Annotated in this window: 11 protein-coding genes; 6 read left to right on the forward strand and 5 right to left on the reverse strand. The window is 70.2% G+C overall.

Annotated elements, in window-relative coordinates; all coding sequences use genetic code 11:
- The first annotated feature begins 72 nt into the window (after nt 1-72).
- The gene (locus AC2CHE_RS14910) at nt 73-1155 is read left to right on the forward strand and encodes a polyprenyl synthetase family protein (protein ID WP_484505486.1); all 1083 of its coding nucleotides are present in this window, start codon (nt 73-75) and stop codon (nt 1153-1155) included.
- Between the two features lie 6 nt (nt 1156-1161).
- Here AC2CHE_RS14910 and AC2CHE_RS14915 read toward each other — a convergent pair whose 3' ends face one another.
- A complete protein-coding gene (locus tag AC2CHE_RS14915; RefSeq protein WP_484505487.1) occupies nt 1162-1545 on the reverse strand; it encodes an Rv2175c family DNA-binding protein in 384 nt (127 codons plus the stop codon).
- A 165-nt stretch (nt 1546-1710) separates the two neighbouring features.
- Between AC2CHE_RS14915 and AC2CHE_RS14920 the strand changes: the two genes are divergently transcribed.
- Nucleotides 1711-3699, forward strand: coding sequence for a Stk1 family PASTA domain-containing Ser/Thr kinase (locus AC2CHE_RS14920; RefSeq protein WP_484505488.1), 1989 nt, complete (start codon nt 1711-1713; stop codon nt 3697-3699).
- Nucleotides 3699-4571, forward strand: a complete 873-nt coding sequence (locus AC2CHE_RS14925; RefSeq protein ID WP_484505489.1) for a deoxyribonuclease IV — start codon at nt 3699-3701, stop codon at nt 4569-4571. The genes AC2CHE_RS14920 and AC2CHE_RS14925 overlap by 1 nt, the downstream gene beginning before the upstream one ends.
- Before the next feature lie 110 nt (nt 4572-4681).
- On the opposite strand, the gene AC2CHE_RS14930 is transcribed toward AC2CHE_RS14925, so the two are convergent.
- The 4 genes from AC2CHE_RS14930 to AC2CHE_RS14945 all read right to left on the reverse strand — a co-directional run bounded on the left by AC2CHE_RS14930 (nt 4682) and on the right by AC2CHE_RS14945 (nt 9565).
- On the reverse strand, nt 4682-5701 hold the full coding sequence (locus AC2CHE_RS14930) for a threonine aldolase family protein (RefSeq protein ID WP_484505513.1): 1020 nt from the start codon (nt 5699-5701) through the stop codon (nt 4682-4684).
- Nucleotides 5702-5819: 118 nt separating this feature from the next.
- On the reverse strand, nt 5820-7226 hold the full coding sequence (locus AC2CHE_RS14935; protein WP_484505490.1) for a class II 3-deoxy-7-phosphoheptulonate synthase: 1407 nt from the start codon (nt 7224-7226) through the stop codon (nt 5820-5822).
- 87 nt (nt 7227-7313) lie between these two features.
- A complete protein-coding gene (locus AC2CHE_RS14940; RefSeq protein WP_484505491.1) occupies nt 7314-7796 on the reverse strand; it encodes a hypothetical protein in 483 nt (160 codons plus the stop codon).
- Between the two features lie 155 nt (nt 7797-7951).
- Nucleotides 7952-9565, reverse strand: coding sequence for a glycosyl hydrolase family 18 protein (locus tag AC2CHE_RS14945; RefSeq protein WP_484505492.1), 1614 nt, complete (start codon nt 9563-9565; stop codon nt 7952-7954).
- A gap of 212 nt (nt 9566-9777) precedes the next feature.
- Here AC2CHE_RS14945 and AC2CHE_RS14950 point away from each other — a divergent pair, with 212 nt between their 5' ends.
- From AC2CHE_RS14950 to AC2CHE_RS14960, 3 genes are all read left to right on the forward strand, one after another.
- A complete protein-coding gene (locus tag AC2CHE_RS14950) occupies nt 9778-10266 on the forward strand; it encodes a glutathione peroxidase (protein WP_484505493.1) in 489 nt (162 codons plus the stop codon).
- A 701-nt stretch (nt 10267-10967) separates the two neighbouring features.
- The gene (locus AC2CHE_RS14955) at nt 10968-12347 is read left to right on the forward strand and encodes a quaternary amine ABC transporter ATP-binding protein (protein ID WP_484505494.1); all 1380 of its coding nucleotides are present in this window, start codon (nt 10968-10970) and stop codon (nt 12345-12347) included.
- Nucleotides 12344-13231, forward strand: a complete 888-nt coding sequence (locus tag AC2CHE_RS14960) for an ABC transporter permease (protein ID WP_484505495.1) — start codon at nt 12344-12346, stop codon at nt 13229-13231. Before AC2CHE_RS14955 ends, AC2CHE_RS14960 begins: the two co-directional genes overlap by 4 nt.
- Nucleotides 13232-13305: the final 74 nt, after the last annotated feature.

The raw sequence follows: 13305 nt of genomic DNA on the forward strand, positions 1-13305 counted from the left end.
CCAGCGACGGACGCGACGCGCCGGAGGGCGGGTGGGTCGTCGCGGCGTACGCGTACCCATTAGCGTCGGGGCGTGACCCATGCTGCTCCCGTCTCCCCCGTCGACCGTGCCAGCCTGCGTCAGCGGGTCGACAAGGCGCTGTCCGACTTCCTCGCCGGCCGTCGCGCCTGGATGACCGACGTCGACGACGCCCTGGTGCCGGTCGCCGAGGCGATCGAGGCGTTCGTGCTGGGTGGTGGCAAGCGACTGCGGCCGGCCTTCGCCTACTGGGGCTACCGGGGTGCCGGCGGAGTGGACACCGACCCGGTGGTGACCGCCCTCGCCTCGCTCGAATTCGTGCAGGCCAGCGCCCTGATTCACGACGACCTGATGGACCGCTCGGACACCCGACGAGGTGAGCCCGCGGTGCACCGGCGGTTCGCCACCCGGCACCGCTCAGCGGGTTGGGGTGGCGACCCGGACGGCTTCGGTGACGCCGCGGCGGTCCTGCTGGGCGATCTGTGCCTGGTCTGGTCCGACGAACTGCTGCACTCCGCCGGACTCGACCCCCGGACGGTGGCCCGCGCCCGACCGGACTTCGACGAGATGCGCACCGAGGTCACCATCGGGCAGTACCTCGACGTGCTGACCCAGGCCACCGGCGACACCTCGCTGGAGCGGGCCGGCAAGGTCGCCCGGTACAAGTCGGCCAAGTACACAGTGGAACGGCCCCTGCTGATCGGCGCGGCGCTGGCCGACGCCCCCGCCGACGTACGCATCGCCTACTCGGCGTACGGTCTGCCGCTGGGTGAGGCTTTCCAGTTGCGCGACGATGTGCTGGGCGTCTTCGGCGACCCGGCGCAGACCGGCAAGCCGGCCGGCGACGACCTGCGCGAGGGCAAACGGACCTACCTGGTGGCGGCGGCTCTGGAGGTGGCCGACGACACCGGTCGTGCGTTGCTGCTCGGTGGCCTCGGCGATGGCGAGTTGGACGCCACCAGGGTCGCTCGGCTGCGGGAGCTGATCGTCGACACCGGCGCGCTGTCCCGTACCGAGCAGCGCATCGTCACCCTGACCGACGCGGCGCTCGCCGCGCTCGCCGCCGTCGATCTCGACACCGAGGCCCGGCAGGCGCTGGTGGACCTGGCCATCGCCGCCACCCGCCGCGCCGACTGACTCTCCTCAGAAGCCCAGGGCCTGGGCGCGACGCTTGACCTCACGGGCCTGATCGCCACCGAGGGCGGCTGCGGGGGTGCCGCCTTCCAACGTGTCGTCGGGCTCGTAGAGCCAGCGCAGTGCGGCCTCGTCGTCGTAGCCGGCGTCGGCCAGCAGGGTGAGCACGCCCGGCAGGTGTTTGAGCACGGTCCGGTTGGCCACCAGGTCGGCCGGGATCCGGCGGACACCGTCGCGGCGTACCGCGATCAGTTCCCGGTCCCGGATCATCTGGTGGACCTTGCTGATCGGCAGGTCGAGCCGCTCGGCGACATCCGGCAGGGTCAGCCAGCCCGCCGCGTCGGCGGGACCGGCCAGGGGCGCGGTGCCCTCGGCGGGTACGGAATCGGTCACGCGCAACACCCTGCCACGCCACCCCCAGGCCCGGCCAACGGCCTCCCGGCAACCACCCTGAGCAGGGGAAATCGTCACCCTGCGCGCGAGTCGGACCCGAGCGGGCAAGCCTGTCGGTAGCATCCTGTTCAACCTTCGTCCCCCAGACACATAGACTGCATGCTGATGGATACACAGGTCGCCGACACGTTGCTGGGCTCGCTGATCGACGGGCGCTACCGCATTCGCGGTCGCGTGGCCCGGGGCGGCATGGCGACCGTGTACACCGCCACCGACGAGCGACTCGAACGCACCGTCGCCGTCAAGATCATTCACTCCGCCCAGGGATCGCCCGGCCAGGCCGGCCAGCCCAGCTTCGTCGACCGGTTCACCGACGAGGCCAAGACGATCGCCCGGCTCACCCACCCCAACGTGGTGGCGGTCTACGACCAGGGCAACCACTCCGGGCGGCCCTACCTGGTCATGGAGTACGTCCGCGGCCGCACCCTGCGCGAGGTGCTGGCCGAACGGCGCCGACTCAACCCGGACGAGGCGCTGGCCATCACCGAGCAGATGCTCGCGGCCATCGGCGCCGCTCACCGGGCCGGCCTGGTGCACCGCGATGTGAAACCGGAGAACGTGCTGGTCGCGGAGGCACCCAGCAGCGGCCCGGCCAACCTCGTCGACAGTGTGGTCAAGGTGACCGACTTCGGGCTGGCCCGGGCCGTCGAGGCGAGCACCGACCACGACAGCGGAAACCAGTTGATGGCCACCGTGGCGTACGTCGCTCCGGAGCTGGTCACCGACGGCCGGGCCGACGCCCGCACCGACGTCTACTCGACGGGCATCGTGTTGTTCGAGATGCTCACCGGCCGAGTGCCGTACGACGCTGACCGGCCTATCGACATCGCCTGGCAGCACGTCGACCGGGACGTCCCCGCACCGTCGACGCTGGTGCCTGGCCTGCCGAGGGTGCTCGACGACCTGGTGGCCCGCGCCACCCGTCGCGACCCGTCGGCCCGCCCCGCCGACGCCGGCACGCTGCTGGCCGAGGTGCAGGTGGCCCGGGACGGGCTGGGCAGTCCGAACAGCCACACCGCACTGATCGCTCCGGTGACCGACGGCCCGGCCGTGTCGCAACCGACGATGATGGTCGCGCCCGTACGCCCGCCCGAGCGACCGGCCTGGGCCCGCCTGCCGGAAGATGGCCCACCCGCCCGCGGCCGGCGTCGGGCGACGCCGAGCGGCGGAGACGATCTGCGTGATCGACTGGCCGGGCTGGGCGCCCAGCTGACCGGCCAGGGCGGGGGACGTTTCGCCGTGGCGGCCGTCGTCGTGTTGCTCGGGCTGGTGGCCGCGCTCGGTGGCTGGTGGTTCGGCGTCGGTCGGTACACCACCGCACCGCAGCTGGTGAGCATGACCAAGGCCGAGGCGGAGGCACAGGCGTCCCAGGCCGGCTTCGACGTGGTCTACGCCGACCCTCGGTTCGACGACCAGATCCCCCGCGACGGCGTGTTGGGCCAGGATCCCGCCTCCACCGCCCGGATCCTCAAGGGCGGCACCATCACCCTCACCCTGTCGCTCGGGCCGGAACGCTTCGAGCTGCCGGACGTGGTCGGCAAGGAGTTCGCGCTGGCCGAGGCCGACCTGCTCAGCGCCCAGCTCGAGGTGGTCAAGGGCACCGCCCGGTACGACGACAGCCTGCCCGAGGGCATCGTGGTGGCCACCGACCCGAAGGCGGGCGAGGAGGTCAAGCCGGGTGACGAGATCAACGTCATCCTCAGTAAGGGCCGGGCCCCGATCACCGTGCCGAAGCTGGTCGGCAAGAACCTGAACGACGCCCGTAACCAGATCGCGCAACTCGGACTGGTGCTGGTGGAGCCGACGCGCAAGGAGTCCGACAAGCCGCGTGACGAGGTGATCGGGCAGAGCCCGGCCGCTGGCGGCGGCGTGGAGAAGGGTGCCCAGATCCGGCTGGAGGTCAGCGAGGGCCCGCCGCTGGTGACCGTGCCGCGCGTGGTCGACCTGCCCTGCCAGCAGGCCAAGCAGGTGCTGGAGAGCCAGGGATTCCCGGTGACGGTGCAGTTCAACCCGAACGCGGTCACCCGGTTCCAGAATCCGAACGAGAACGCCCAGGTCGCGCCGGGCACCCAGATCACCATCGGGTGTTTCTGATGCCGACGCCGGATGCCGGGTACCGGCCGATCGGATCGCACACGCCAACCTCGGGAGGGCTGGCGAAGGCGGCGCTGCCGTACGTCGACGCGGCCGGCTCCGAGGTGGCGCAGGTCTACGTCGGCAACTCCCGGGGCTGGGCGATGCCGGCCGGCGATCCGGCGCAGGACGCGCTGTTCCGGGACGGCTGCGCCGAGCGCGGCGTCGCCGTTTACATCCACGCCTCGTTGCTGGTCAATCTCGGCTCACCGACCGCGGCAACTGTCGAGCGGTCGACCCAGAGCCTGGCGCACGCGCTGCGCCGAGGTGCCGCGATCGGCGCCCGTGGGGTGGTCTTCCACGCCGGCAGTGCGGTGGACGCCGGGCACGCCGACGCGGCCATGCGGCAGGTACGCGAGTCGCTGCTGCCGCTGCTCGACTCGACCGCCGACACGGGCGGCCCGATGCTGCTGGTCGAGCCGAGCGCCGGGGGCGGCCGGTCACTTGCCTGTCGGGTGGAGCAGCTCGGCCCGTACCTCGACGCGGTGGACCGGCATCCGCAGCTCGGGGTCTGCTTCGACACCTGCCACGCCTGGGCGGCCGGGCACGACCTGGCCGCCGAGGGCGGGATGGCCGCGACGCTGGATGCCCTGGTGACCGCCGTCGGGGCGGACCGGCTACGGCTGATACACGCGAACGACTCGAAGGACCTGTGCGGTTCCACCCGGGACCGGCACGAGAACATCGGCAAGGGCATGATCGGCGAGCCCGCCTTCGCCGAGCTGATGCGTCACCCCGCCACCGCCGGTGTCCCGATCCTCGTCGAGACCCCCACCGAACGCCACGAGGGCCACGCCGCCGACATCACCACCCTCCGCCGCCTCCACCCCTAACCTCCCACCCCTTACCCTCCCGCCCCGTTGATCATGAGGTTGGCGGCACTCACAGAGATCGAGATCGCCGCCAACCTCATGATCAACGGGGGTGGGGGGTAGGGGGTGGGTTAGCGGCGGAGGATGTGGGTGAGGGTGGTGATGGCCTGGTCGACCTGGGTGTCGCTGACGTCCAGGTGGGTGACCAGGCGGGCGGTGTGGGGGCCGAGCACCGAGATCAGTACGCCCTCGGCGCGGGTGGCGGCGGCCAGCGTGGGCGCGTCCAGCGGGGCCTTGGTCAGGTCCAGCGGAACGATGTTGGTGCGTACCGTGGTGGCCAGCACCCCGAACGGGGCGACCGCCTCCGCCAGTCGGGCCGCCTTCGCGTGATCCTCAGCGAGCCGGTCGATATGGTGGGCCAGCGCGTGCCGGCCGGCGGCGGCCAGGATGCCGGCCTGGCGCATCCCACCACCCATCCGCTTACGGATCACCCGGCCCCGTTCGATCCGATCGGCAGCGCCCACGACCAGTGATCCGACCGGCGCGCCGAGCCCCTTGGACAGGCAGACCGACAGGGTGTCGAACAACGCGCCGTAGGTGCCCAGCGGCACCCCGTCGGCGACGTGCGCGTGCCAGATCCGAGCACCGTCGCAGTGCAGCGCCAACTGCCCGGCGTCCGCGACCCGACGCAGCTCGCGCAGCGCGTCGAGGGGAATCACCCCACCGCCACCACGGTTGTGGGTCTGCTCCACCCCGATCGCCCGGGTGGGCACCGCCCAGTAGCCGTCGGGACGCACCATGCCGGCGACCACGTCGGGGTCGAGCTGGGCGCCCACCGCAGGCCAGGTCCGCGAGGTGACCCCGCCATACGCGGCGGCGGCCCCCATCTCGTACGTGACCACGTGCGCGTCGGCGTCGCAGAGCAGCTCCGAGCCGGGCGGCACCAGCAGTTGCAGGGCGATCTGGTTGGCCATCGACCCGCTCGGGCAGAACAACGCCGCCTCGTGCCCGAACATCGCGGCGACCTCGACCTCCAGGGCCTGCACCGTCGGGTCCTCGCCGTAGACGTCGTCACCCACCTCGGCGCCGGCCATGGCCTCCCGCATCGCGGCAGTGGGCCGGGTCACCGTGTCCGAACGCAGGTCGACCAGGTCAGGCACAGTAGCCCTCACGGCCGCCGACTGCGGGGCTCGCAAGCTCACTCCTCGCGTCAGCCACGGAGCAACCCTTCGGCCGCCGACTGCGGGGCTCGCAAGCTCACTCCTCGCGTCAGCCACGGAGCATCTCCGCGACGAGGAAGGCCAGCTCCAGCGACTGCTGGGTGTTCAGCCGGGGGTCACAGGCGGTCTCGTAGCGGCCGGGCAGATCGAGATCGGCGATGCCCTGAGCGCCGCCGAGGCACTCGGTGACGTCCTCACCGGTCAACTCGACATGCAGACCGCCGGGGTGAGTCTCCAGGCCACGGTGCACCTCGAAGTAGCCCAGCACCTCGTCGACGATCCGATCGAAGTGGCGCGTCTTGTAGCCGTTGGACGACTCGTGGGTGTTGCCGTGCATCGGGTCGCACTGCCACACCACCTTGGCTCCGGCGGCGGTCACCTTGGCCACGATCGGCGGCAGGGCGTCGCGGACCTTGTGGTTGCCCATCCGGCTGATCAGCGTGAGCCGGCCAGGGATGTTGTCCGGGTTCAGCTTCTCGCACAGCTCGATCGCCTCGTCCGGGGTGGTGGTCGGGCCGAGCTTGACCCCGATCGGGTTGGCGATACGGGAGATGAAGTCGATGTGCGCCCCGTCGATCTGCCGAGTGCGCTCACCGATCCAGAGAAAGTGCCCGGAGAGCCCGTACGGCCGGCCACCGGAAACCCGGGTCAACGCCCGGTCGTACTCCAACGCCAGGGCCTCGTGGGAGCAGTACAGGGTGACCGTGCGCAACGCGTCGTCCTCGGTCATCCCGCAGGCGCGGATGAACGCCAGGGCCCGGTCGATCTCCCGGGCGATCGCCTCGTACCGCTCGCCGGCCGGCGAGTTGCGCACGAAGCCCTTGTTCCAGTCGTGCACCGCGTGCAGGTCGGCCAGCCCACCGGCCAGGTACGCCCGCAACATGTTCATGGCGGCGGCCGAGTTCGCGTACGCCCTGATCATGCGCTGCGGGTCGGCGACCCGCGCCTCCGGTGCGGCCTCCAGCGAGTTGATCATGTCGCCGCGGTAGGCCGGCAGGCCCCGCGCGTCGGTCGGAAGCGATCGGGGCTTGGTGTACTGCCCGGCGACCCGGGCCACCTTCACCACCGGCAACGACGCGCCGTAGGTCAGCACGATGGCCATCTGCAACAGCGTGCGGGCGTTGGCCAGCAGGTGACTCTCGGTGTTGTCGGCGAAGGTCTCCGCACAGTCACCGCCCTGCAACAGGAACGCCTTGCCCTCGCAGACCAACGCCAGACGCTGGCGCAACTGATCGACCTCGTAGGGGGCGACCACCGACGGCACGGTGTCGAGCACCTTGCAGACCTCGGCGACCTGGGCCTCGTCGGGCCAGGGTGGGGTCTGGGCGCGCGGCAGCCCCCGCCAGCGGTCCAGGCCGAGGGCTTCGTCCTCGGCAGAGTCGACGGTCGGGCGGCTGGTCTGCAGCACCGGGCTGCCCACCGCCGGATGACTCAACTGATGCCACTCATGGCGCATGGTATTCAGCGTACGGCGACCGGCCGGGTGGGCCACCGGCGAGGGGCCGGGTTCCGGTAGATGGACGACCTGCGTGGGTGACGCCGTTCAGGGCGTGGGTGTCGGGGCCGGGCCGCGCGCGCCGGGCCGTTCGTCGGAGATGCACCAGTCGAGCCCGTCGCGGGTGACGGTGAAAAGCAGCGGGCGGGACGCCTTCTTCCTGCCGACGGTCACCGTTACCGCAGTGCTGACCTCCTGCCCGGACGGGCCGGGTCGGATGTCGGTGATCTCGGACTTCGACACCTCGAAGTGGTCGGCGAAGTCGCCGTTCGGATCGGTGGCGGCGGCGTCGAACGCCTCGTGCAGCACCGCGCAGAGTTGGCTGCGCCCGGCCGCCACGTCCTTGGCGGCCATCGCGTCGAGGTACGCCTGGACCCGCTCGCGGGACTTCAGGGTGGCCTCCTCGGCCGGTGCCCGCCCCGGCTGCTCCGCCTCGGTCTCACCACCGACGAGCCCACAGCCGACCAGCGCGAAGGGCACGGTGGCTAGCAGCACGACGACGCCCGCCGGACGCTGGCACCTGACCCGCATCGTCACCTCCCTCGACGCCGGACATCGAGACACAGTCGAGCGGCGAGTCTGTCACATCGCCGGCCGGACATCGAGATCGACCCCGGGCACGCCGGACGGGGAGGGGCCGGTGCGGGGCCCCTCCCCGTCGTGTGGGTGGTGCGTCGACCGTCGGCTCAGCCGAGGCCGCCCTTGATGGCGCCGATCAGCTCACCGTTGCTGGTGTCACCGGAGAGCTCCCAGAAGAAGGCGCCACCGAGGCCCTGGTTCTTGGCGTACGTCATCTTGCCGCCGATGGTCGACGGGGTGTCGTAGCTCCACCAGTTGCTGCCGCACTTGGCGTACGCCGTGCCGGCGACGGTGCCGGTGGCCGGGCAGGTGTTCTTGAGCACCTTGTAGTCCTCGATGCCCTGCTCATAGGTGCCCGGTGCCGGCCCGGTGGCGGTGCCGCCCGGCGTGGACTGGGTGACCCCGGTCCAGCCACGGCCGTAGAAGCCGACGCCGAGCAGCAGCTTGTTGGCCGGGATGCCCTTGCTCTTGAGCTTCTGGATCGCCGCGTCGGACCAGAAGCCCTGCTGCGGGATGCCGGAGTACGAGTACAGCGGCGAGTGCGGGGCGGTGGGGCCCTGCGCGTTGAAGGCGCCGAAGTAGTCGTACGTCATCGGCATGATCCAGTTGAGGTGCGTGGCGGCACCGGCGTAGTCGGTCGCGTCGATCTTGCCGCCGTTGCTGCCGTCGGCGGTGATCGCGGCGGTGACCAGGTTGTTCGAGCCGAACCGGGCACGCAGCGCGCCGGCCACGTTCTTGAACGCGTTCGGGCCGCTGGCGTCACAGGTCAGGCCACAGGCGTTGGGGTACTCCCAGTCGATGTCGATGCCGTCGAAGACGTCGGCCCAGCGCGGGTCCTCGACCAGGTTGTAGCAGCTCTCGGCGAAGGCGGTCGGGTTCTGCGCGGCCTGGGTGAAGCCGCCGGACCAGGTCCAGCCACCGAACGACCAGATCACCTTGAGGTGCGGGTACATCTTCTTGAGCTTGCGCAGCTGGTTGAAGCTGCCGCGCAGCGGCTGGTCCCAGGTGTCGGCGACCCCGTCGACACTCTCCGCCGCGGTGTACGCCTTCTCGTAGTCGGCGTAGCTGTCTCCGATGGTGCACCGGCCGCCCGTGGTGTTGCCGAAGGCGTACAGGATGTGGGTCAACTTCGCGGCCGAGCCGCTGGTGTGGATGTTCCGCACGTGGTAGTTGCGGGCGTAGACGCCCCACTGGGCGAAGTAGCCGACCACCTTCTGCGCGCCCGGGTTCGGGGGCGTGGTGGTCGGCGGCGTGGTCGTGGGTGGCGTGGTCGTGGGCGGGGTCGTGGTGGGCGGTGCGGTGGTGGTCGGCGGCGTGCTGCCGCCGCCGCACGACGCGCCGTTGATGGTGCAGTTCAGCGGCGCCCGGTACGCGCCGGTGCCGTTGTAGCCCCAGCTGAAGGAGGCGCCCGGGGCCAGCGCACCGGCCCAGCTCTTCTTGACCGCCACATAGCGGTTGCCGTTGCGGGTGACGTCGGCGTCCCAGGAGCTGCCGATGCTGGTGCCCGACGGCAGCTCGAATTCGATGCGCCAGGTGCTGACGCTGGCGTCCGACCCGTTGGTGATGGTGACCCGCGTTTCGTGACCCGTACCCCAGTCCGACGCCCGGGTGAACGAGGCGGTCACGCTTCCGGCGCCGAACGCCGAGGCCATCGGGACCGTGGCGACGGTCACCGCGACCACGGCGCCGACCCAGAGGGCCCGGCGAAGCGATCTCTTCATGTGGCGTCTCCAAACAGTTAGGAAACTTTCCAAAAGGATGAGGAGACGCTACTCACACGCCACCGCTTCGTCAAGATGTCCATGTTTCGATTCGTCGAGGAGGCCAGATTGGACTCCCCCGACGTCACCGCCGGTCAGAGGTCGGGTACCGGTTGGTAACTTCACCCCGACCGGATCACCCCGCTCATCGGCGCCGCACTAGCCTCGGTGGCATGACCGTCTTTGACATCCCGATCGGCGCCCTCGCCGGTGGCCCGGCCGACCTCGCGCAGTACCGCGGACGCGCCCTGCTGATCGTCAACGTCGCCTCGCGCTGCGGCCTCACCCCGCAGTACGCGGGGCTACAGGCCCTGCAGGACGGGTACGCCGTCCGTGGGCTGACCGTGCTCGGCGTGCCGTGCAACCAGTTCGCCGGCCAGGAGCCGGGCAGCGCGGCGGAGATCAGCGAGTTCTGCCAGGTCAACTACGGGGTGACCTTCCCGATCACGGAGAAGGTCGACGTCAACGGCCCCGACCGCCACCCCCTGTACGCGGCCCTGGTGGACACCGCCGACGCCGACGGTCACACCGGCGACGTCCGATGGAACTTCGAGAAGTTCCTCATCGCGCCCGACGGCTCCGTCGCCGCCCGCTTCGCTCCCACCGTCATCCCCGACGACCCCGCCCTGCGCGCCACCATCGACAAGCACCTCCCCGGGTAACCAGCCGCCGTCTCGCCGATCATGCAGTTGCGGTAGCTCTTTTTTGAGCTTTCGTACCCTTTCGGACCAGCCCGGACTGCATGATCGACGACGTACGTTTCCGGTTCCGCCGTCCACCGGAATCAGATGCCGCCGGGGACGTGTAGATCCCGTGGAGATTTCGTCTCGGCTCCATGGAGATTCCATGTAGATCTCGTGACTTATCGAGCGAGCCGGGATTGACGGGCACGAGACGAGTCGCCAGACCGAGGCGCGGACCACACCGAAAAATGGTGCGCCACCAACCAAGAAAACGGCACTACCGGACTCGGCGGGCACCTGGAGCCAACCCGCGCGGAGAAACCATCCGACATCGTCATGGCGGCGAAACGTGATCATTCCGGTGTCGATATGGACCACGACGTCCGGAGTGTCAGGCATGTGAGGGCCCGCCAGCCACCCGCTGCCCGCTACCAGAAATCGACGTCGTCCGCCAATTTCCAAGCCGAAACAACATCGACATACACCGCTATGTCTCGTGCCGCTGTGCCCCACCGGCCGGGGCTGCGGGGTTTGCCATTCCCAGAAAATTCTCGGGTAGTGTCGAGGCTCGCTGACCTGGGGCTACCCCGAGTCCGGCAGGCCCACGGCAGGACAGATTGTCGATAGATTCGCGCCTGCGTACGCCGCCCGGGATTGGCGGCGTACCGTATGCCCCTTGGATGGAGACCGTGTCCGTACTCAGAGTGAAATCCCTCTACAAGGTCTACGGGAGCCGCGCCGACAAGGCGGCGGCGATTCTCCGTAACAACGCGGACCGGGACGAGAAGCTGGCAGGACTACCGGTCACGGCCGCGGTCGTCGACGCGAACTTCGAGGTCAGACGCGGCGAGATCTTCGTGGTCATGGGCCTGTCCGGCTCGGGGAAGTCCACCCTGATCCGGATGCTCAACGGGCTGCTGTCCCCCACGCACGGCACGGTCGAAATCGACGGGGTCGACATCACCAAGCTCAAGCCAGCCGCGCTACGGAAGCTGCGCCGTGAGAAGATCAGCATGGTCTTTCAGCACTTCGCGCTCCAGCCACACCGGTCGGTGTTGGACAACGCCGGCTACGCGCTGGAGATCGCGGGCCTGCCTCGCGCCGAGCGCCGGGAGAAGGCGCTGCAGGCGCTCCGGATGGTCGGCCTCGACGGCTCAGCGGACAAGCTGCCGCAGGAGCTCTCCGGCGGCATGCGCCAGCGCGTCGGCCTGGCCCGCGCGCTCGCCGCCGGCACCGACATCATGCTCATGGACGAGGCCTTCTCCGCGCTCGATCCGCTGATCCGCCGCGAGGTGCAGGACCAGTTGCTCGGGCTACAGGCCGAGCTCGGCAAGACGATCGTGTTCATCACGCACGACCTCAACGAGGCGATGCGCCTCGGCGACCGCATCGCGGTCATGCGTGCTGGTCGGATCGTCCAGATCGGCACCGCCGAGGAGATCCTCACCGACCCGTCCAACGACTACGTCGCCCGATTCGTCGCCGACGTCGACCGGACCAGGATCCTCACCGCGTCGGCGGTCATGGAGCGACCGCTCGGCGTCGTGGACGTGAACTCCGGCCCACGGGTGGCCGCCCGGGTGCTGCGCGAGACCCAGACGTCGGCCGTCTACGTCACCGGCCGGGACAAGCGTTACCTGGGCACCGTGACCGCCGACGCCGCCACCCAGGCGGTCCGGGACGGCCGGAAGAACCTCCAGGAGATCGTGTCGACCGAGTACGCCCACACGGTCGAGGACACGACGCCGGTGGCCGACATCTTCGCCGCCTCTGCCCAGAGCCCGGCACCGGTCGCCGTGGTCGACAGCGCAGGACGGCTCGCCGGCGTGATTCCGCGGGTCACCCTGCTGAGCGCCCTGGGCAACCTCAGCACCGACACCGGCGAGACCACCGCCACCCCCGGGCCTGCCGACAAGGCAGGCACGTCGCCGACCACTGACCCGACCCGGGCCGTCGGAACGGCCGGCACGGCACCGACCGGAAACGGTGACCCGACCGCGGAGGTGCCGGCCCAGGTGGTTGCCGACCCATCGGTCCGGCTGACGGGAGAGCCCGCATGAACAGCGCCGACAGTATCGATGACCTGCTGCCGTACGTGCGGATCGGCGACGCGTTCAAGGTCGGCGTCGACTGGTCCAGGGATCATCTGTCCGCCGTCTTCGACGGCATCGCCTCCGCCGTCGATTCGCTTGTCGAGCCGCTGGTGGACCTGCTGACCGCACCCCCGGCGATCGTCATGGTACTGATCTTCGCCGGCCTCGGCTGGTGGCTGCGGGGCTGGAAGTTCGGACTCGGCACCACGCTCGGACTCGGCCTGGTGGCCGGGTTGCCGATCTGGGAACAGACGATGAGTACGCTGGCGCTGGTCCTCGTCGCCAGCGGAATCGCCCTGCTGTTCGCCGTACCGCTGGGCATTCTCGTCGCGGAGAGCCGCCGGGTCTCGGCAGTCGTCCGGCCGGTGCTGGACCTGATGCAGACGATGCCCGCGTTCGTCTACCTGATCCCGGCCATCTTCTACTTCGGCGTCGGCGCCGTGCCCGGCGTGCTGGCCACCGTGGTGTTCAGCATGCCGCCCGGGGTACGCCTGACCGAGTTGGGCCTGCGCCAGGTCGACCGCGAGGTCATCGAGGCCGGCGAGGCGTTCGGCGCGTCGCCGTGGAAGATCCTGCTGCGGACCAAACTGCCACTGGCCCTGCCGACCATCATGACCGGCGTCAACCAGGTCATCATGCTGGCCCTGTCGATGGTGGTCATCGCCGGAATGGTGGGCGCCGGCGGGCTCGGTGAGGTGATCATGACGGCGCTCGCCCGGGTCCAGGTCGGCGCGGGCTTCGAGGGCGGCATCGCCGTGGTGATCCTGGCGGTGGTCCTCGACCGCCTCACCGATTCGATCGGCGCGCGTACCGCCTCCGCGAAGGCGCAACGCGCCATGCAACAGGCCTGACCCTCCGTCCTGACCCACGCGGGGAAGTCACCGGTTGCCGGCGCCCTGCCTCGCTACCGCGAGTTCCGCCGGTT

This window comes from Micromonospora sp. ATLC16 (assembly GCF_057196645.1).

What these genes read in the sequence shown, in the direction of transcription:
- AC2CHE_RS14920 (WP_484505488.1), top strand. Translation starts at nt 1,711, where the DNA reads ATGGATACACAGGTCGCCGACACGTTGCTGGGCTCGCTGATCGACGGG.
- AC2CHE_RS14925 (WP_484505489.1), top strand. Translation starts at nt 3,699, where the DNA reads ATGCCGACGCCGGATGCCGGGTACCGGCCGATCGGATCGCACACGCCA.
- AC2CHE_RS14935 (WP_484505490.1), bottom strand. Translation starts at nt 7,226, where the DNA reads ATGCGCCATGAGTGGCATCAGTTGAGTCATCCGGCGGTGGGCAGCCCG.
- AC2CHE_RS14940 (WP_484505491.1), bottom strand. Translation starts at nt 7,796, where the DNA reads ATGCGGGTCAGGTGCCAGCGTCCGGCGGGCGTCGTCGTGCTGCTAGCC.
- AC2CHE_RS14945 (WP_484505492.1), bottom strand. Translation starts at nt 9,565, where the DNA reads ATGAAGAGATCGCTTCGCCGGGCCCTCTGGGTCGGCGCCGTGGTCGCG.
- AC2CHE_RS14950 (WP_484505493.1), top strand. Translation starts at nt 9,778, where the DNA reads ATGACCGTCTTTGACATCCCGATCGGCGCCCTCGCCGGTGGCCCGGCC.
- AC2CHE_RS14955 (WP_484505494.1), top strand. Translation starts at nt 10,968, where the DNA reads ATGGAGACCGTGTCCGTACTCAGAGTGAAATCCCTCTACAAGGTCTAC.
- AC2CHE_RS14960 (WP_484505495.1), top strand. Translation starts at nt 12,344, where the DNA reads ATGAACAGCGCCGACAGTATCGATGACCTGCTGCCGTACGTGCGGATC.